Annotated in this window: 9 protein-coding genes; 7 read left to right on the top strand and 2 right to left on the bottom strand. The window is 52.2% G+C overall.

Annotation, left to right across the window (positions count from 1 at the left end; genetic code table 11):
* Positions 1-143 precede the first annotated feature (143 nt).
* The gene (locus KR51_RS16805) at positions 144-13,862 is read right to left on the bottom strand and encodes a peroxidase family protein (RefSeq protein WP_022609353.1); all 13,719 of its coding nucleotides are present in this window, start codon (positions 13,860-13,862) and stop codon (positions 144-146) included.
* A 1,149-nt stretch (positions 13,863-15,011) separates the two neighbouring features.
* Between KR51_RS16805 and KR51_RS16795 the strand changes: the two genes are divergently transcribed.
* From KR51_RS16795 to KR51_RS20010, 7 genes are all read left to right on the top strand, one after another.
* Positions 15,012-16,007, top strand: coding sequence for an alpha/beta fold hydrolase (locus KR51_RS16795; RefSeq protein WP_022609352.1), 996 nt, complete (start codon positions 15,012-15,014; stop codon positions 16,005-16,007).
* 265 nt (positions 16,008-16,272) lie between these two features.
* Positions 16,273-18,342, top strand: coding sequence for an RHS repeat domain-containing protein (locus KR51_RS16790; protein ID WP_156915175.1), 2,070 nt, complete (start codon positions 16,273-16,275; stop codon positions 18,340-18,342).
* On the top strand, positions 18,339-18,572 hold the full coding sequence (locus KR51_RS16785) for a hypothetical protein (RefSeq protein WP_022609351.1): 234 nt from the start codon (positions 18,339-18,341) through the stop codon (positions 18,570-18,572). The genes KR51_RS16790 and KR51_RS16785 overlap by 4 nt, the downstream gene beginning before the upstream one ends.
* Before the next feature lie 273 nt (positions 18,573-18,845).
* Positions 18,846-19,262, top strand: a complete 417-nt coding sequence (locus KR51_RS20015) for a hypothetical protein (RefSeq protein ID WP_156915174.1) — start codon at positions 18,846-18,848, stop codon at positions 19,260-19,262.
* An 11-nt stretch (positions 19,263-19,273) separates the two neighbouring features.
* Positions 19,274-19,519: a hypothetical protein gene (locus KR51_RS16780; RefSeq protein WP_022609350.1), complete on the top strand. Its 246-nt coding sequence runs from the start codon at positions 19,274-19,276 to the stop codon at positions 19,517-19,519.
* Positions 19,488-20,021: a hypothetical protein gene (locus KR51_RS16775; protein WP_022609349.1), complete on the top strand. Its 534-nt coding sequence runs from the start codon at positions 19,488-19,490 to the stop codon at positions 20,019-20,021. The genes KR51_RS16780 and KR51_RS16775 overlap by 32 nt, the downstream gene beginning before the upstream one ends.
* A 50-nt stretch (positions 20,022-20,071) precedes the next feature.
* Positions 20,072-20,323 (top strand): hypothetical protein, encoded by a 252-nt coding sequence (locus tag KR51_RS20010; protein WP_156915172.1) that lies wholly within the window; start codon positions 20,072-20,074, stop codon positions 20,321-20,323.
* Between the two features lie 438 nt (positions 20,324-20,761).
* Here KR51_RS20010 and KR51_RS20395 read toward each other — a convergent pair.
* A partial coding sequence (locus KR51_RS20395) for a hypothetical protein (protein WP_022609347.1) occupies positions 20,762-21,069 on the bottom strand: 308 nt, incomplete at its 5' end.

Genomic DNA, 21,069 nt, shown 5'->3' with positions numbered 1-21,069 from the left:
ATCCCTAGCTCAATCTGCGTGAAAGAGAGCCCTGAAGCTTGGACCCATAGAAAGCTAAATCTCATGGGCCGTAAGAAAGAAAGGCAGTCTAGATCGATGACTTCAGAATTGCTATATTGATCACAAAAAAAACACTGCATGACTTAGTTTCCTAGATTCGATGGTGGGTAATTAATATGCCGGTTATTTCGTCCTTGATAGTGCGGGTGTTCAAATTCAAAGGGATCCTTATCTTTAAAATTGTGACCATTATTATGGTGTTGAATTCTCACGGGTTTTCCGGCAGCATCTTGAGTCACAATGATCTCATAAGGTTCACCATTAGGTCCGAGTAGATTGCCATTCTGCCCATACGTCTCTATTCTTTCAAAGTTGTTCGGTTCAGAAGTTGGTACTCCAAAATCTCTAAAGGCTTCTCTCCTTGCTGCACGCTCTGATGGCATATCAACATCTCCCCTGTCGGGTCTTTGCGGTCTCCTATTAGCTCCAGGTTGCTCCCAAGGCCATGGTTTCTGACTGTCGAGCCCAGTGTTGGCACCGCGACGGGCGTTGATTGCTTCCAGGGCAGGCCCTGCTATTGCAGCTGCAATGATGGGGGCAAGACCAGATGCCAGTTCCCACTCATCTATACACCCCTCCTGATAGTTCTCAATTAGGTCATTCGCGGCGAAGAGGTCGCTCAGTTGCCCTCCAAAGTCCCCCACCCAATCCAGCGCTCGAAGAAGCTGCCCGACTCGACCGGCGGCTGCAATCGCGCCCGTCACAAATGACACGATTGTCCCGAATACCTGACCGGAGGCGAAGAACCCCCCTTGGTGGTTGTTGCTCGCTAGCTCGCCGTAGAGCCAGTCACGCACGTAAGTTGTCAGCCCACCTGTGAAAGCATCGGCACTTCCGGCAGCGAATTCGTCGGCTCGGTCGAGGAAGTTGTATCCAGCATCGCTGGTGATGAAGGCAATCCAGAGATCTCGAATTTGCTGAATAATGGTGCCGGAAGGATCGGTGAAGTTGAGAGGAGAGTTGCCAACGTAGCGATAGAGGTTGACGTCGCCCGCTCCAAAGCCCAGCGGGTCTTCGCTCAGGAAACGCCCGGTCCGCGGGTCGTAGTAGCGGGCACGGTAGTAGTGCAACCCCGTCTCCTCGTCTCGCTCCCGTCCCGTAAAGCCGAAGCGGAAGTCCACACTTGGGTCTGTCTCGTGGATGACGTTGCCGAAGCTGTCATAGATGAGGTGGTTGAGAATCTCTCCGTTCTCGTTGAGAATGTAGGCGATTGAGCCCAGATGGTCCGTCAGCGTCCAGCGCACGCCGTCTGCTGTCTCTTCTGCCAACACTTGGTCGATGAGAGGTCCGTGCAGGTAACGCTGCACCAGGGTGCCGCTCTCGTCAAAGACCAGGGCAATGTGCTCCCCGTCATAGACGAAGTGCTCCGCCGTCGCCGCCGCAGGTCCGTCACCGTCCAGGTCGATGACCTTTGCCACTCGCCGATCTAGAACGTCGTAGCGGTACTCCACATCACGGATGAGGTCGCCGTTGCTGTTGCGGACCTCAACCTCGGTGAGGCGGTTGCGGTGGTCCCAGGTGTAGGTGGTGACTTCGCCGCTCGCTTTATCGACTTGCTCGATGAGGTTGCCCTCATCGTCATAGCTGTAGGTGTATCCGTCGTTCTCGCTGAGGCGGTTGTTCGCCTCGGTGACGCTGCCGTCGCTGGTCCGGTTGCCGTTGTCGTCATAACTATACGTCTCGGTGCCCAAGTAGGTGGCGAGGTCACCCACGTACGCGGCGCTCAGGAGTTGGTCGCGCCGATCGTAGCTGTAGCGCGCCGTGCCGTCGGGGGAATCGCTTTGCGTTAGGCGGTGGGCGCGATCGTAGGTGTAGCTGTAGGTCAGCGGGTCTGACAACGGCGCCGTATCGTGGCTGAGTCCGTCCAGGCGTCCGATCGCGTCGTAGGTGTAGGTACTCGTGGCAACAGACGTTCCACCACTCAGACTGTTATAGCGACGAATTTCTGCCAATTTCGAGGTCTTGTCATAATCTAGCTCTACGCGCTTTGCAGCGACGCCAGTGCCGCTCTGCGCAATCTCCGTGACGCGGTTGAGATCGTCGTATAGGAAACTCTCAACGCCATGCTCGACCCCATCAATAAAGTCCGTTACCGAACCAAGGTTGTTGCTATTCGACTGGTACGCGTATTGCAGCTCGACATTTGAGGCCAGTCCCGGTACGAAATTGTTGATAGTTGACGTTGGGCGACCGGCCTGGTCGTAGCTGAAGATGTGAGTTGGCTCCGTACTGGCATCGCCCTCATCGTCAAAGAGCTGCAGGAGCTCGTCTGCCTCGTTGTAGTCATAGCCCAGCGTGCGGATGACCTCGCTGTTGGCAGCCAGCCAGCGTTCCTCGGTCAGGCGATCCAGCACATCGTAGCTGAATTCGCGGACGCGACCGTTGCGGTCCTCGCTGCGAATGAGGTTACCGGCCAGGTCGTAGTCATGGGTTCGAGTTTTACCCAGTGCGTTGGTCTCCGTTCTGAGACGGTTAATCGCGTCGTAGGTGAATTCCGTCTCATTGGAGATGTCGCTCGGGTCATCGGGGTCGCTGGGATCGGTAACGCGGGTGAGATTGCCGACCGAGTCGTAGCCGAAGGTGGTGGTATGACCCTCAGCATCTGTCACCCTCGTGCGACGGTTAAGCTTGTCGTAGCTATAGCTTGTGGTCAGGTCTCCAGCGTTCGTTTCACGAGTGGTAGTCGTGAGGTTGCCATTGCCGTCGTAGGTATACCGCGTAACGGAGTCATTTTTACTAGTGCCGCCCCCCTCATCGATCGCTTTTGTCAGAAGATTGCGGCGATCGTATTCGTAACGAGCGATTCGTCCTTCCTCATCGGTGAATTTTGTCAGGTTCCCTGCATCGTCGTACTCGGCAGTAGTTATATGACCCAGAGCATTCTGCAAACCAATCTGACGGTTGAGACCGTCGTAGATGAAGGTGGTGGCGATCGACTCCTCTTGCGTGTTCGGATCGAGAACCGATCGCGGCTCGACAACCGCAATCAGATTCCCTGCGTCGTCATACTCGTAGCGAGTGACTTGACCGAGCGGATCGGCGATACTGGTGAGGCGATCGCGATCGTCATAAACGAATCTTGTCTCGTTCCCCACGGGGTCGAAAATTGCCGTGACATTTCCGACGGCATCGTACTCGGTGACGGTAACTCCCAACGCCGTCAGCTCTGCCTGAGTAAACTCGTAATCCGGAGCGAAACCGCCGTCCTCCCGCCGCTGCAAGCTAAGGGGATTCCAAGTTTGGATGAGGCGATCGCGATTGTCATAGACGTACTCGGTACGCTTACCCGCCCCGTCGATTTCGGCGATGACGTTGCCGACGTTGTCATATTCTGTGAAGGTTGTAATTGCGTCGGGGGTGCCCTCGCCCACCGTGACGCTTACCTGCCGTCCTAGACCGTCGTACTCGTATAGGGTACGGCTGTTGTTAGCATCGACGATGGCTACTAGCTGATTGACCTCGTCATACTCAAACTTAGTGATAATATCCTGTCCATCAGAAACCTCTTGAATCTGTTGCTTGAGGCGACTTCTATCATCATAAATGTATCGCGTACGGTTTCCATTGGCATCGATACGGGCAGTGATGTTGTTATTAAAATCGTACTCAGCCTTATTGATGCTACTGTCCGGAAAAACTGTTCCTGTCAAACGGCTACGGTTGTCATAAGCGTATTTCGTAGTGCGACCAAGCGGGTCAACTGAGGATACCAGATTCCCTCTTTCGTCATAAATCTGCTTCATCGAAGGTGCGGAAAGCGGACCTTCGCGATCTGGTTCTGGCAAGAATGTCTGCTCTAGGCGACCTAAATTATCATAAATACGTTCTGTGCGGTTGTTATTCTCATCAAGAACTACTGTTTGATTGCCAGCATTGTCATATTCGAAATACTGTGATGCCTCGATTGCAGTACCGACTGCTTCAGTAATTCTTATCAGCCGGTTCATGTCATCATAAACATACTCAGTGCGGCTATTGTTGTCATCAATTATCGCTGTTTGATTTCCTGCCAAATCGTACTCAAAGCGTTGTGTTGATTCATCAACAGTACCGGAGGCAAACGTGATGGATTCAAGTCGACCAAGAGAGTTGTAAGAATATTTAGTTACTCGACCGAGCGAGTCGATTACGCCGATCGGCAATCCGTGCTGGTTGTATACGTATTCCGTGACAACATCGCGTGGGTCATCAGGTGCTGGTGTCGTAAACTCAAGTGTGCTTTTCCCGTAAACCGCACGATAATCTTCGTCTTCTTGACCCCGGACCTGGACAACACGAGTGACATTCCCAGGATTATCAATATCGATACTATTTCCTTGGTCGTCAGTAATTTGGTAATCATCGTAGAGATGGTAGGTTATCCGTTGTAGTTCGTCCTCGACACGAACGCGCTGGTTATGGTTGGGATCGTATTCATACTTTCGTTCAATATTGGGTTGATTGGCATAATTTAGTTGAACAGACAAAGCAATGGAACGACCACCATAGGACAACAAAACAACATCATCAGCATTGTCGCGATTTAGATCGCCGCTAAAAATATATTCATCATATTTGACTCGATATTGTGCGATCGGTGCATTTTGATAGTTGGCGGTACCATTCCCAAACAGCACAGAAAGTGTGTTTGTATTATTTTGAACATGTAGAAGATCGTAGTAACCGTCGCGATTGATGTCTTCAACAGCTATGTCGGCAAATCTCGTGCTAACCCATCCGGAACTTGGATACAATAATTCGCTGCCCTCTTGTCCGTTGAAAAGGAGAGGAGCTTCCAGCAAAAAATGTTCTTCGCTAGGAGTGTAATTACTACCTGGAATAACTCCATAAGGAGTCACAATGTCTAGATAGTTATTGTTTGGGTTTAGATTCTCAAGAACGATCTTCTTAGGAAGTCCTTGAAGTGATGCGAATCCATAGCCTTGTGCAAATTCTCCATCATCGGTACCCAAAAGCACTATTATTGTGGCTGTTGAGTCGACACCTAAGAGAAAAACAAGATCTTGCTTTTGATCGTCATTGATGTCTCCACTTGCAATATCTACATAAAAAGAAAAGTCAAGCGTAGTAATGAAAATTTCATTGTCGATATGATAAGAAGGGCTAAATTTAATATCGATTCCGCCTTGGGTTGAAAATTCGCCGTTAGCTTGACCGAAACGAACTACAATTCCTCCTTCTCCTCTACCGCTATATGGATCGTAAGTAGCAATGGCAAAGTCAGAGTATTCGTCACCATTGAAGTCATCTACAACGACAGCTCTTGGTGGGCTAGATACCGAGATACCCTCTACTTCACCTGTATCTTCATATTTGACTGTAAAGCCGCCAAAGCCATTGCCGTAATAGACTATGACGCGATTACTAAACTTTTCGGTAGCAATCACATCAGGAATTGAATCATTGTTAACATATCCAACATCAAGTGAGTTGAGTTCAACTTCAGGTCCGATACGGCTAGAAACATTTGAAAAGGTTCCATCTCCTTTTCCAATAAGGACGCGTAGCCCATACCGGTCAGGAAACATTGGTAGTACTGTCGTCACTATATCTAAAACACCGTCGGAGTCAAAGTCTCCATGGGCAAAAGGTCCATCCATATTGTAGCCTTGGTCTTGGGTAATGGAATACTCAAAAACTGGTTGTGGGAGCTGTCCTTCATCATCAACTTCCCAAATCAACACGTTTGCAGGTGAGTTGAAAGCATTGCTGGACGATACCAACTCTAGCTTGCTATCGCCATAGACATCTGCTAGGTCTATCAGTGTTTCTTGTAATTTTAAAGAAAAATTACCCTCGGCGAGAAAGCCGTATTGTCTGTTAAGCAAGCCATTTTCCGAATCTAAAGACAGCACAACGATATTAGTTTCATCTTGATACGTTCCGATCGCGACGATTTCAGCGAACCCATCACCGTTTAGATCTCCTATTAGGTGTTCGGGCATAGATGAGGTCTGCCCAGAAATATCGTCAGTAAATTGTTCGAAAGATACCTCTCCCTGGCTGTTAATAGAACTGAGTAACACCGAGACTTCCTGCTCTGCCTCTACAACAACATCAATCGAACTGTTGTTATCAATGTCGGCTAATGCTAGATAAGGAGTGCCACCCAGTGACTGCAACAGGTTGGCTTTCTCAACGAAGGTAACTAAGGAACTGTCATTGGGATCTATGCGGGCAAAGAATACTGAAAGGTTGAACTTATTGTTGGTATCTCGCTTAAAAGTTATAACATCATCATTGCCATCTGCATTGATATCAGCAAGGGCAATATCCCAGAGGGATCCATCATCACTGAATGGGACTATGTGGGTAAAATCTCCTTGGCGATCGTTGACCCCCAAGTTTAGCTTTCCATCTTCTGATAGCCATACGAAATCTGGAAATTCGTCGCCATTTAGGTCTCCTACAGATAGGCGTTCGGAGCTAATGCCCTCAAGGAAACTCAATATGGTGCCGTAGTTGGGGCTGCGGTTGGTTCCATCATTAACTAGAACCCGAAAAGCAAATTGATTGCTTGCTGAGTCGTCAGAGTCGCTGACAACAATATCAAAGTCGCCGTCATTGTCCATGTCTCTGATAAAAAAGGCATTGATATCTACTCCTAGGTCAACAGTTAATGTCACTGGCTCGGAACCGTAGGTACCATTGCTTCCATTGCTGAGATATGCAATGACAGCACTTTGGTTCGCAATATGTGCATATTGACTTATACCAGAATTTGCAGTGATGACAAAATCTTTTTTACCATCGGCATTGAGGTCTTCCAACACCACGTCACTGGCTTCCCAGTACCTGTTTAGAATGTCATCTGGAAAAATATCAGAAGGAAACAAGTAAGTTGATCTATTTGTAAAGTCTCCTTGTTCGCCAGATCTCAGAATCGTTATTCCTTTACTTGTAGACAAACCACCAAACAAGGCAATAATCTCATTTCCCTCAACGCCGTCAATGTTATCAACTAGAACCCTTTTCGGATATTGCCCGTGAATTGAAAAAACCCGATCGCGGAAAATATCTCCATCAATTCCTTCTTCTGTACTCAATGTTTGCTGAGTGCTAATAACGTTCCCTTGACCGTCATAGGTATATGTTGTCAACATTCCTTCGGCATCGCGTCGTTCAATAACCAGGTTATTGCTATCGCGCTTGCTACTTGGTAGGACACCTTCGCCATCTCTCCGCGAGATCGTTTGTCCGAATATATCCAACTGTTCGATCGTTAAGTTGCCATTCTCATCGACATAACGCGCGATTAGCTTTTCATTTAGATCGAAAGTACTTGGGCTATTAGCAATACTGGTTGTCGCTTCCGGTTCGTACAGTCCCTGCACTTGCACGGGCTGAACTTGAAGTATTGCACCATCCTTGCGCTTACCCCCCACTGCTCGGCCGGCAAAATCGTAGTATGTTTCCTCGTACTCTCCGCGCTCATCAGTTTCTGAGATGATGTGATGCTTTTGGTCGTAATCCCACTGCCGGCTCGTCAGATCTGGATTGACAACTTCAATCAGATTGCCGCCAGTATCGTATCTGAGCTGTGTCTTTCGTCCAGCTGGATCCTCGATTTCTTGAACGCGACCAGTCGCACCATCATAAGAGAACTTTGTTTCGAGACCAACGGGATCGACAATCTTCAAAAGGTTGTTACTACCGGCTTCGTATTCGTAACGAGTTACATTATTGTTGCGATCTCGCATCTTTTGTAGTAGATGACGTCCGCCATGGTTGATAAATTCGTAAACTGAGCCATCTTTAAGCGTGCGCTTGAAAGATCCATTTTCTTTTACAAATGTTGAGAAGTCTCCTGGTGGCGATACGTATTCAGTTACTTCCGGATCTAGGGGTGCTTCGAAGAATAGCTCACTACCATCACCTTCAACGAGAAGCAGCGATCCATTTGAATTAGGAATCACTTCTTGCCAACCGTCTATCCCCCATCCCGCTCCAAATGGACTATTAATCCCGTTCACGTGAAGCAATATCCCGTCCACGGTCGAGGACGAACCTATTAGACTACTGTTACCTAGGAAACGAAATCCACTGGTCAGCGTATAATCATAGATGCCGCTCGGCAACATTCCTAAATCGGCTTGAAGTGCTGCTTCGACATCTCGAGTTCTTATGTTTGGGATAGTCCAAAAATGTTCGGTACCATTAAGGTTATAGGTTTCGCTTTCGGCACCTGGAACACTTGTTTCAAATTGACCGTTTCTGAAGCTCAATTCTGCAGCCAGTCGGAGATTAGCGAAGTCGCGAATCCAAGATGCGATTTCAATATTCTCATCGTCGTACCCAAACTGGATGATATGTCGTGGATCGGCACGAAGTGAGTCGTAGTGCAGCGTTACACCTCGAGTTTCACCCAGCGACTGATAAGTCGGCAACGCATGCATCTCCTTAACGGCACCCGAATATAGCGCAACCTCAGATGTTAGAGGTTGTGTTGATTCGCATTCGTCACAGTCCGGATCGGCCGGTGGTGGGTTTAGTGGTGGAGGTGGCGGTGCAACGAAGTGCCAGCTGCTGTTGTTAATACCACCCTGAATTGTCTCAATCCGACTGCCATCCGACGCGACCTGAGCCTTGCCGACGATCGCAAAATCGCCAGTCGTCGGGTCGATACTCCATAAATCCATCTCGAGTCCCGGTGCGTACCCTGCTCGATTCGGCAGTGTGAGTTGGGCTGGTGTAGTGAAGGTTGCCCCGGCCGGCTGAATCGTAACAATGGTGTCTGGCGATAATGTTGGCGGGAGGGAGGCTGGGGTACGCTCGGTAGGAACCTCGGTGATGCTCACCATTCCGACGGGGTCTACGAGCAATCCGTTTTCATCGAGCATCGTCTCGTGTTCGATGAGGACAGCTGCCTCCGCCAAATCCGCGTTTGCCGGGTTATTGGGGGCGACCAGCGTGTCTCCCCGGCCGGTCGGGTCGCTGTAGCCCATGTCTGTATCCAGGACTGGCAGATAAATCGGGCGATCGCCGGCAACCTCGTTGTTGACGCCCTTGTAGACTGGATGTTCGAGCAGGAGCGGGAGCTTCTCCGCTACAAACGGATAGCTCGCGGATGGGTTGAGTGGGTCGACATATTCCTCGCCGTGGATTTCGAGAGTTTCCGTGATGCCCGTGGGCGTATGGCTGATATCGTGGGCGATCAGCTGACCCCAATAGATGCTCAGCGCGCTCGCAAGCGGGTCGCTGGAGGTTTCTAGTTGCTCGAAGATCCCGTTGCTGACTGCTCGCGCGCTGGGGCGATCGCCTCCAGCCGGCTCGCTGATGCCGTCGCCGTAGCTGAGGGTGATGTCATCGACGCGCAACCACTCGCCGCTGGCACCCCCGGCATTATTACCCGTACCGTCGAAACTCGCAGGGCTCGGTGTCGATGTTGCCCCCTGCGTCGCACTTCCCGGTTGCGCTCCTGAGGTGACGGTGTCGGTGCTCGTGAAAACATTGCCATCGATTTCGCTCGCATTCACGAGCGTATTGCGCGCGATCAGATCGGCCAGCGTCGTGCTTTGTACGGCGGCGAGAGTCGTCGCATCGAGTTGGGCGTTCTCGTACCAGTGCAGGTCCCCCGCCCGCAAGCGCGCGAACTGGTCGCCGATAATTTCCGAAAACAGCGGTCCGACCAAACCGCTCGTCGACGTTTCTGCCAGTCCGCCAACCCACGCATCGATCTCTGCCACGTCGTCGTAAGCAGCAGCCAGCTGCGCCCGTACCGCGCTGCTGACGGGGAGCTCGTCGAAACTAGCGATCGGGCTGCTGTCGAGTCCGTAATCGACCCGTGCCTGCACGTAGCTCGGCAGACCCAGGTCGCGACCGCGCTGGATGCCCATGGCAATCAGGTCCAAACCGCCCGACCCCGGCGGTCCGAACAGGGCATTGCGCAGCTCGTCGATCGCCTGAGTATCGACGCGCTCGGCCGGCTGCACGCTCAACCCGCGCAGAATCGCGTCGATGCCGAGATCCGCAATCGGTGCCGTATTGAAAAACGCCGCTCCGATGGACAAGTGACCCTCAGCAATCTCGTTACCACCGGCGTCGTTGCGCCAGATTTGATTCGGCGACTGACTGTGACCGATGCGGAAGGCGGTCGTCGAGAACAGCGTGCTCGCCATCGGATTGACATCAGGGTCGTGACCGGCGTAAGCAGGCAATCCATTCCCGCCGAGCACCAGCGGTAGATACTCGTTATACGTGATGTGCTGAATCGTCGCGACCACCTGCCGGCGCGCTTGCTGGTAAATCTCCTCGCCGGTCAGGGTCTGGTCGTCAAGGGCAATCTGCTCGGCCAGGCGATTGTGCTCGCGGACGAGCAGAGTGTGCAGTGCCGCCAGACCGGGGTTTTCGCTCGCGCGCACGTCTCCCGCCACGAAGAGCTCGTTCGCACGATCCGCGGTACCGCCCCCGCCGTTCTCCAGCGGTCCGCCCGGGAAGTAAGCCTCGGTGTTGAAGGGCAGCAAGTTGCCGGGACTCGTTTTCAGCTTGCCCGTCCCGTCGAGCTTCCGTAAAGCCGCCGCCCGCTCGCCGTCCGAGCCGTACACCGTACTCCCGTCGAGGAAGCCGGAGACGAGGTTCTCGTGCCGGCGGGGATTGAGGCGACTCGTACCCGTCGCCGGGTCGAATTGGGCGCGATGGAGCTCGATGACCTCCTCGCCCGTTCCCCGCGGGTCGAAGTAGATATCACCGGTCGGAACAGAAATATCGAAAGCGGCCGTCGGCACTAATGCCTCGGGCAGCTCGAGCGTAAAGTTACCCGCCGCATCGGTATACGTGGTGACACGCGCGAGGGTAATCGGCACTCCCGCCAGGGGCATCTCGTTCGTGTCGAGAACCCGTCCGGAAATCTGCGTCGGCGCGCTCGGCGCGGGTGTTTCCACCACCAGCTCCACCGCTTGCCGCGCGGATAGCACCCCGTCCGAGGCAATCAACCCGAATGCATACGTGCCCTCTTCACCGGGAGCGGGAGCGAGAGTGAGTCGGTTGCCCGCAAGCTCCATACCCGGAAGCAGCGTGCCGTCGGCAGGCGGTGCAATCGAGTAAGTGACGCGATCGCCGTTGGCATCGGTGGCGTGGGTAGCGACGTCGGCTCCCGACGCAGGCGCGAAGTCGATTTGCAGGGATTCACCCGGTCGCACCGTCAGCACGGGCAGCGCGTTCGCCCACACGGGCGCGACGTTTGTCCCGCTGGAAAAGCCCATCAACTGCAAAGACTTTAACTGACCCCAGTCGAAGTCGCTTGGCGCAGACAAGGTAATGGCAACGGGCTTCGTTCGTTCGCCCGCGCCCAGTCCGCCCGCCGGGACGGCAAGTCCGAGGTCGAGCAGGGGCGTGCCGTTGCCGTCCGCATACGGCTCGACCAACGCGACCCCGTCCGGCAAGTTGTCGAACCCGACCGCAAGCTGCCGCGCCAGCGCCGTCGTGCCCGTGTTGCGAACGACGAGTTCCGCGTGCAGCCGCGATTCATTGCCATCGGCTGAGGGAGCGATGCGAACGTAGCTGAGGGTAGATTCGAGCGTGCTGTTTGCAGCGAGGTCGCTGCGGTCGGCAGTTCCGGGAGCGATCGCCTCTGCCATCGGGAAGACGGGGCTCGGGCTGCCCTCGGGATCGACCTCCGTAGTGAGATTGGCAATCTCGACCTGCGTGCCCTCATCGCGATCGAGGTTGTAAAGGGCGAAGACCAGCTGCCCGAGTTCCCCATTCTCATCGGGGGTCAGTGCGGTCGCGTCGAATTCGACGCGGGTGCCATTGAAGCTTGCGACGCCCGGCTGATACTCGGCTCCAGCTTCGCCGATCGCAAACAGCGGCCGGCCGAGGTCGCCAGCATCCGGACCGTTCGCGAACACCGAGAGGCGATCGCCCAACGGATTGCTGCCGCTGGTGTCGAAGCGAGCGTCGAGGTCGAAACCGATCGTGCGCGACCCCTCACCAATCGCCTCGGCATCGGGCGGGAGGTCCATCGCGACCTGCACGAGCCAGCTATCGCCTTCGGCGAGTAAGACCTGGTCTTCCGTTGCCGCTGCCCACCCCGTGCTGCCACTCGGTTCGACGGAGAAGCCCGTTCCAGGGGGCGAGACAGTGAAGTTGACGGTTTGGGTAGCCGTATTGCCCAGGGAGTTCAGCGCCGTAACGGTCAGGTCGTAATCTCCCGGCGACAGGGAATCTAGCAGGAGATCGAACCGACCCTCTGTATCGACGGGCAATGGGGTGATAGCGCTGTTGCCAAGCTGGTAGCTGACTTCAACGAGGTCGCTTGCTACCTCCGACACCGAGCCAGTGAGGTGGACGGGAGAATTGTGGCTGCCGCCATCAAAAGGGGTCGCCAGCCCGATGACGGGAGCCGTGGTCGTCGGGAGCAACTCGAACGGCAATCCGATCCGAGAGTTCTCTCCGGAGGCATAGGTTGCCTCGACGTAGAGCACGTGCGAGCCATATGGTAACCGGCTGCCGTAGATGAGGTCGATGTCATCGGCGTCGAGTTCGAAGCGTCCACCCGGTGTCAGTTGGTCGGCGATCTCGAATCCGCCGCCTACTGGCTGGAAGCTAGCTGTTACGGTGACGAGCTCTTGGGCAACGTTCACGGTGCCGAAGAACGACACCTCAGTCGTAATGCCATCGCCATCGATTCCGGTGTCGTTCCCAAGCACTAACGTCAGCTCCTGACTGACAAATGCTTCGACGAAGTCGCTCTCGTCGAGCAGGTCGGGAGTGACCCCACCGCCAAAGATGGCGAGTACGTTTCCTTGGGCGCGCACTTCTGCAGCCCCAGATTGGCGCTCGCCAATAACCAAGTCAGCAAACGCGAGTCCTTGGGGAAGTCTTATCAGGTCTTCGCCATCGGTGAAGTCCTGAATCGAGTCTCGCGTGTTGCCCTCAGGCTGACTCAGGACAAACACATCCTCTCCACGGCCGCCACGCAGTCGGTCTCGACCCGCTCCGCCATCGAGAATATCGTTGCCTTTACCGCCAAAGAGACGGTCGTTGCCCGGTCCCCCTAGCAGAGTGTCGTTGCCTTTACCGCCATAGAGGCGATCGTTCCCCTCCTCGCCGGCGAGGAGGTCGTCACCGCGGCCGCCGCGAACCTCATCGCGACCTGCCCCTGCGTACGCGGTATCGCTGCCCCTACCGCCAAAGATGCGGTCGTTGCCCGGGCCTCCCAGTAGGGTGTCGTTGCCTTTACCGCCATAGATGCGATCGTTCCCCTCCTCGCCATCAAGGAAGTCGTCACCGCCGCCGCCGCGAATAACATCGCGACCTCCCCCTGCGCGCACGGTGTCGTTGCCGCCACCCAGGCGGAAGCGATCGCGACCGTCCGTTCCGATTATCGGGTCGTCGTCGGCGCTGCTGCCGTTCGCGTCACTATTGAGTCCGCTCCACCGACCGTTGAACCCCCGCTCGACGAGGGTGTCGTTGCCCGCTGCAGAGGCACCTGCAGATTTCGCCTGCTGCATGAGGCTGTCGGCTCTACCGGCGGATGGGGCGATCGGCTGAGATGCTCTTGGGTTGCCGTAGGATGGAGTGCGCCCGCGTCCGTGACGACCGATATCGAAGCGGCGATCGCGATCTGCAAACTTCTCATTCTCCTCAACGAGTTCGCGCTCGGCTTCACTGAGAGATAGTGTAGTAGACGGGCCATTCCTACCTTTAGGTGAAAGTGCTTCGAGTGCGCTGTTCAGCAGCTGCAGCCCTTCACTGCCCGAGAGCAGAGCCATATCCAGCTCGGACCCTCCAAACAGTTCGGCACCGCCGAGTTCGGGCGTACCGATTGCACCTTCAGAGTTTGAAATATCAAAACCGTCCATATCAACTCGCTTGAAGAAACTCGCAAAACGGCATTGAAGAGCCGATGTTTTGCTGACAATTGCGATCGCACCGCATGCGATGACACCGCGCCAAAGCGCGACGAACCAAAGGTCGAGGCAGCGGGCGGAGATGAGTAATTACTGAAAGTTCGACTTCACGAGCTATGTTGATGCGCGCCTGTCGACTCCACTGGGCAGACGATAACAAATTCCCAGGTCGTCAGCAAGACAAAACCCGCAAATAAATCTAACTATGTTGTAAATGTAGGCTTCTTTTTGATACGAATCATTAACCTTGAATTTGTGGCCCGCTCCGAGCCGAAAGTGTTCCGACCTCGAGCCAGATCTACAATACCCTCCGGGCTTTCGCTCGGACACTGTCAGCGATCGCAGCTGGGCTACTAAGGGGGGCAGGCGCAGTTGTTCGAGAGCTCGAATCCACTACCCGATCGAGTTCGATCTTATGCTGATAGGCCTGGTGACGTAGCTTGAGAACGTTCTTTGGAACACACTTGCTATACAGGTTTCACCAAGATCCACGGCTGCGAGTTCCTGCTCTCTAGTCCGGTCAATTTCGCCCTGACTCACCTCGCTGACCTTCTCCAACGCTTCATTAACTCCCCCATCAACTGCTCCCTTCGTGGGCCCCTGCTTTCGCCCCGCTTGCTCTAGTAGTAGTCCAGCTCCTCCGGCAGCAAGCTCCAAAGCTGGCATGTCTTTGACAGCACTGCGCACATAACCGACGCCTTGCCCGCACCATCAAAGCCTTATCCCAAACGCTCCCAGCAATCTCGATCGCTCGATTCTGAAGCTGCAAGCAGCTTGGACCCAACGAATGAACGTTTCCGAAAAAATGGATGATGCGATCGCCCAACATGCTTCTGTGCATGTGAACTGAGACGTGAGGTTGCCACCGGCTCACTTCGGTTATTGGCTCAATTGAAGAGTTGTTTCAAAGACTGGCTTGTATGGAGGTGAAGGTTTATGATTCTTGCTCTTGAGTCACCGCGAATCCTTGCAGGTCGTTGGAGACGAAGGTGGGCACCGATTTGGCAAGTTCTCTTCAACCTGCTGCGGCTCCACTTATGGGCATTTGGCTTCTCTATAGTAAAATTCCTTCATAATGTAGAATAAGGAAAAATAGTAATAGTGCCTATCTGGATTCAGGTTCTCTTGTTAACAGCTACGACAATCTATCAATCAATTGCTAGCTGGTTAGAAGATCGTTCGCCTCCTCCCGGCAAACTAATTAGTGTAGGCTCGCATCGGCTCCACATCTATACAGTAGGAGAAGCTAGCCCAACGATTGTTCTAGATCATAGCCTGGGAGGAGTAGAGGGTTACTTCCTTATTCAGGAATTGTCAAAATTGGCACGGGTATGCATTTACGATCGTGCTGGTTATGGATGGAGCGATCGTGCCCCATCTCCTCGAAGTAGCGACCAAATTGTCAAGGAATTAAATGTTCTCCTAAGCAAAGCAGCAGTCGAGCCGCCCTATATACTTGTTGGCAATTCATTTGGTAGCTATAACGTTCGGCTGTATGCTCATCGCTTTCCTGAAAAGGTTGCGGGGATTGTGCTTACAGACGCACTGTATGAAACAGAGATGCTTGAAATGACTGCCTCCTTAAAAGTGCTGAGAATTATATTTACTCTGGGCTTTTTAATGTCTACCTTAGGCTCTTTTCTTGGTATAGTTAGACTTCTTAGGATCCTCAACATATTTGAGTTGTTGAAGCCCGAATTACGTCATGTTTCCAAAGATTCTCTTGATTCAGTGAAGCGCTCTTTTTGTCGCCCTAAGCACTGGATTACAATGACCAGAGAGATGATGAATCTAGATAGAAGCGCACGTCAGGCCCGAGCGGCAGCGTATTTTAGTGAAACTCCGATTGTGAGCATAAAAGCAAGCTCATTCTTTAAGCCTTCTATTTGGACTCTTGTTATTCCACTGAAAAGTGCCAATCGCTTACGGGAAAACATGCATATAAAATTGTGTACCTTGTCAGCCAAGTTTTTTCAAGTTGAGGCTAGCAGCAGTAGTCATTTTGTATGGGTAGACCAGCCCGAAATTATTGTAGATGCTGTTAAGAAAGTGCTGAGCGAAACCGACCCTCTTGTTGCCCCCATCGACTCTCCCTAACGCCGATGGGCGTGGCAATACCAGTTACGACTATGACAAGTAGGACTGCCTGGCAAGAATCGACTATCAAAACGAACAGTTCGTCGCTTACGAATACGATCTGGTTGATAATTTGACGGCGATCGCAACAAGCGCGAGCCGAACCGAGTAAATCTACGATCGCCTGAACCGACTGGATACGGTTATCCAAGCCGGGGAGCTGCTTGCGGACTACGACTACGATCCGGTCGGGAACCTGACGCGCACCACGTTGGGTAACGGGACGGTGGAGACGAGAGCCTACGATGTGCGCGATCGCCTCACCACCCTCGCAACCACCAACGGCAACGGCGATATCCTGTCGAGCTACAGCTACACGCTGGACAAAGTCGGCAACCGCATTCGCGTCGAAGAAGCCTCCGGACGCATCGTCAATTATGCTTACGACGGGCTCTATCGCTTGACGCAGGAGAACATTACCGACGCAATTTCAGGCGATCGCGTCACCGACTACACCTACGACCTCGTGGGTAACCGCCTAACTCGCACCGACTCCCTGACCGGGCTAACGGAGTATCAATACGATGCCAACAATCGCCTGACTCAAGTGACGCAGGACGGGCAATCCACTAGCTTCCAGTACGACGCCAACGGCTCGATGACCCAGCGCAGCGACGGCACCGAGACCGTCACCTACGATTGGGTCAACATGGGCGAGAACCGCCTGGTTGGGGTCACCAACGGTGCCGACATCATCGAGTACGTCTACGATGCCGGCGGCACGCGCGTCGCGAGTGTCATCAATGGTCAGCGCACCAACTTCCTCAACGCGGGCGGATTGTCGCAAGTGCTGCTGGAATACAGCGACAGCGGCGAAATCCTTGCCGACTACACTTACGGACTCGAACGCATCCGCAGCGTCCTCGCCGACGGCAGCGAAGTCTACTATCACGCCGATGGTTTGGGTTCTACCCGACTGTTGACCGACGAGCTGGGCGGGGTAACGGACCGCTACACCTACGACGCTTACGGAGTCTTGCTCGCGCACGAAGGCACCTCGGACAACCCGAACCAATTTGCCGGGGAGCGCCGCGACGGCGAAACCGGACTGGACTACCTCCGAGCCCGGTACTACGACCCAGAGTTGGGACGTTTCATTAGCAAAGACCCGTTCGATGGCTTCCTCAGCGATCCCTTCAGCCAGCACGACTACCAGTACGCCCACGCTAACCCTATCAACAACACCGACCCAACTGGTTACTTCTCAATCGGACAGGTTGCTGCTTCTGTTGCCATAATCGGAATCTTGCAGAGTGTCGGTCTCAGCGCTGCTTACGTCGGCTCCAAATTTCTGCGCGGTGAGGCTCGGAGCTTTGAGGACATCGTAGGACTTGCTGGGGACTGGTTTGCAGGTTTCGCCAACGGAGCTACGGGAGGTCTTTATCCCGCGATACAGAGCAGTTTCCCCGGGAAGGAAGAGGTGGTGCCCGAAGACACTTTCATGTACTCGATGGGTTTAGTCGCGGGCATGAGCACGTTCTTGCTGATTGGGTTGAAAGCTAACGCTGCCGTTGCAGCCAAGGTCGGACCGGTAGTATTTGCGGCGGCCATCATCGAAGCATTCGACACGACTCAAGCAATCCAGGGACTGACTGATGGCAAGCAAGAATGGTGGGACGTATGGAACCTGCTAGCGTTACTGCCGTTCGTGCCAACGCCGGGAGCATTGCGAAGAGGGGCAAGTAATATCGGGGACTCCATCGCCAATATGAGAGCCGTGAACCAGGCTGCAGATGGGTTGAGAGCAGCACCGGCGGGAGGACCATCTCTAAGCGATGCCGACCAATTACTCCGAGATGCCGCTAAAACTGAAACCTACGTTCGTACTTCGGGTAGCCCAAGTAACCCCAGAGGTGGGGGAAGCAATCCAGCCGCTCCTGATGCACCGAATACCCCGACTAGTAGCTCACCAGATAATTTGGTAAATGACTTGAGGCGAGGTAAGCAATCCCTTGCTGATGGACGTCAGATTCCATCGAGCAACTCTAATGCAGCTGATGCGTTAAATAGAAACTATCGAACTCTTGAACGTGCACAGGAAACTGCCACTCGAGTTCGAGAGCTTCCCGATGGACGTGTTCGCTACTATGGCCCGGAAACTCCTGCAAGGAACCCTGGGCCAACTAGAGGTTCATCTTTGGTAACAGAATACGACCCAAGCACAGGAAGAGTTAGAACTTGGTATGAAAGCTATGATCAATCAGGCAATGTTAATAGAGTCCACCCAAAATCCGAAAATGGCTTGCCTGTCAATTCGAATCATTTCCCACCTACTGGTACTGAGTTAAGACGATGAGATATTCCAAAGAAAAATTTGCCAGAGAGTTAAAACAAGAAATCAGAAATGGTTTTGACGTTTCGAGGATTTCACAATGGGCGTATATGCTAAGCATTGATCGACATCGTGAGATTTCACCAGAGCTAGATCGACTTATCCAGATAGTTGCAGTAATGGATGAAGGTCCAGAATTTGAGTTTTCCGAAGATGAACTCGTTCAATTTGCAAACGATCTCGAGATATCCTAAATTCTACTCTCAGCTTCAAATAATATTTCTACAGCCTTTACCAGGCTAGTGAGGTACGCATATTTTTTGAGATCGATTGAATGGCAAGAGTTTGAGAAGTAAGAGTGTACCTTACGAGGTTGAGAAATGCTGTATCTTAAATGGTTCAGCAGGCGCATTTTAGTTTGACTCTTTAGGCTGTCACTAAGAGGCCATTTGAAAAGTCCTCATCCGATGTTAGAAAACTCACACGGTCCACGCTGTTGATACTGAAACGACAGCACCGTGTGAGCTATGCCCAAGACTACACCAGCAATCTCTCTCCCGACCAGTTCGCGCTCATCGAGCCGTTGCTCCCTGCTGCCAAATCCGGCGGTCGCCCCCGCAGCACCTCACTTTACTGGTTCCGATTTAAATTTTGACGATCTTATTGATGCTGCAAATCAGCCCACTGGTAAAGGCGGTCTTACAAAAGCAGGACGAGCTCTTGACAAACTTGCTAACAAGCAGCGGGGCAATTCCCCTTTTCCAGCTTTATCTGGTAACAATCAAAACAAAAATAACGTGGCAGAACAGCAACTTACTGAAATCTTAAACAGTCCTGATGCAGTTTTCAAAAAACTTGGTAAAGGTGGTATTGAAGTTCGATTGCCAGATAGACGCGGTGTACGATTTAATAGTGATGGTGCATTCGGTGGATTTGTCGACTAGGAGATTTGACAATGGCAATCAATATGGAATCAGGATTTGAGATCTTTAGATTTAGTGATTCTAATTACGATGAAATCACGGTCGAAATTCAATTTAATGGAGAGCAAATAGCCCAGCTAAATAAAGACAAAGGCTTGCAATTTATCGAAATCGAGTTTTTTTCGGACTTTATTGAGCCGAATTTCATACCCAAATTCTTAATGAAGGACTTTTTAATGGTCTTAAATGAAGCGCAAAGACTTCTTGAAAATTCCTGAACCCTTTTATTCAGAGAGTGATTGGTTGTCAATACAGCTAACGAATGTGTCTGGATCAATTGTATTTTTGCAGCAAGAAGTAGTTGTCATGAGTTATATAACGTGGGTATTGGACACTGAAGATGGCTTTGACGCTTATGACCCCTTGGGCAAGATAGTCATCCTTGGTGATGAAGGAAATATTGAAGAAAGCAATACTTATCTTGATGCTTTCTTTGAAGCTCTAGCAGAAGGGGCAAAACACATCAAATCAGGTGAAGTAATAGTAATAGATCCTTTAATTGAGCCAGATGTAATCGTTTTTGATTTCACGCTTGAAAAGCTAGTCGTTAACTATGGCATATGGAAAGCAGTTGTTTCAGACAAAGAAAAATTCATGAGCGATCTTCGGCGTGCTGTTCAAGAATTTGTTACGATATTAGATGAACTTGTTACACAGCAAGGTCAGAAAAAAAGGGCTCTAGCAAAGTTGCGAAATTTTCTTGACGAGACACACGACTAAGTATAACCATCAATACACTTTAGAATAAAAGATGCATGTGATTTAAATCAATGAGCAAAAATCTTTTCAAAAGATGGGCACCTCTCGAAAGCATGCCTAATGTGATGTATTTGGAAGATCTTCATCAAATACATGGAAATTCAGTACTGCGGCTAAAAGGTTCCGATGAAGAGGGGGATGTTTTGGGGATAATATTTGATGCTGCTTTGGTTTACAAAAATAGAGATGAAGGAGACCTTCTGTTTTACAACCGTTCAGATGGTGAGGAAGATCTTGGAAGATGTGGATTTTTTTATCATTGAAGATTCAGATTATTTGGCATGGTTCGAGCTTACCAGCCAAGGCATTTATGAAAACAAAGTTGTGAATCACTATGCCATATATACGCTCAATGACTGTCTTGATATTCTTTCTGCATATCCGCCTCAAGTTCAGTGGATTCACTAGCTATCAGACGCCAATGCTATTGGTGGGTTGAAACAACAGGTCAGTCATCTTCGAAGGGCGGGAGCTGGTTGACTGACAAAGCTTCTGAGACAACCGCATCGTGAGGGCTCCAGCTCCATCCGGGCAGCACTTCCAGAAGCTACTATTGGCGGGGCTTTGGAGTTTCTTGGATCCTTCCAACAGCAGCCACTGCGATCACTGCGAGCTCGGGAATCTAAAGAATCCCATGAAAACCAGCCCCGGAGAGAGTTCTGGCGCTGGCTGACTGACACATCTCTGAAAACCTCGGTCAGTCAGGCATGACAGCGAAGGGAGCGAATGCGGGAAAACCAGATTCGGTTGTCATGTTTAGCCCGAGCCTTCTTGGAAGCAAAACAGGGCTCGGGGTCAACTGCTGACAGTGGCAGGGGTGCCAGTAGTTGGCGTCCCTTAGCCACCACTCCACGCAACCAGGCTAAACCGATTTTCAGATAGCTCAGACCCCGACGCCAGTGCGGGTCTACCTGACGACGCAAGCCAGCAACCTGAACGGCTAGCCCCTGGCAGGTGGACCATAGCAGCGCCACGGCAACCACTAAATACAGACGCTTGAGCGCCTGAA

The sequence above is a fragment of the Rubidibacter lacunae KORDI 51-2 genome (genome assembly GCF_000473895.1).
In the GTDB taxonomy this organism is placed as follows: domain Bacteria; phylum Cyanobacteriota; class Cyanobacteriia; order Cyanobacteriales; family Rubidibacteraceae; genus Rubidibacter; species Rubidibacter lacunae.
The sequence above is the reverse complement of the archived record's forward strand: the minus strand, read 5'-3'. Positions and strand labels throughout refer to the sequence as shown.

Coding starts and splice junctions, on each gene's coding strand:
- KR51_RS20015 (WP_156915174.1), top strand. CDS start 18,846: ATGCCCAAGACTACACCAGCAATCTCTCTCCCGACCAGTTCGCGCTCA.
- KR51_RS20010 (WP_156915172.1), top strand. CDS start 20,072: ATGAGCAAAAATCTTTTCAAAAGATGGGCACCTCTCGAAAGCATGCCT.
- KR51_RS16805 (WP_022609353.1), bottom strand. CDS start 13,862: ATGGACGGTTTTGATATTTCAAACTCTGAAGGTGCAATCGGTACGCCC.
- KR51_RS16780 (WP_022609350.1), top strand. CDS start 19,274: ATGGCAATCAATATGGAATCAGGATTTGAGATCTTTAGATTTAGTGAT.
- KR51_RS16775 (WP_022609349.1), top strand. CDS start 19,488: ATGAAGCGCAAAGACTTCTTGAAAATTCCTGAACCCTTTTATTCAGAG.
- KR51_RS16785 (WP_022609351.1), top strand. CDS start 18,339: ATGAGATATTCCAAAGAAAAATTTGCCAGAGAGTTAAAACAAGAAATC.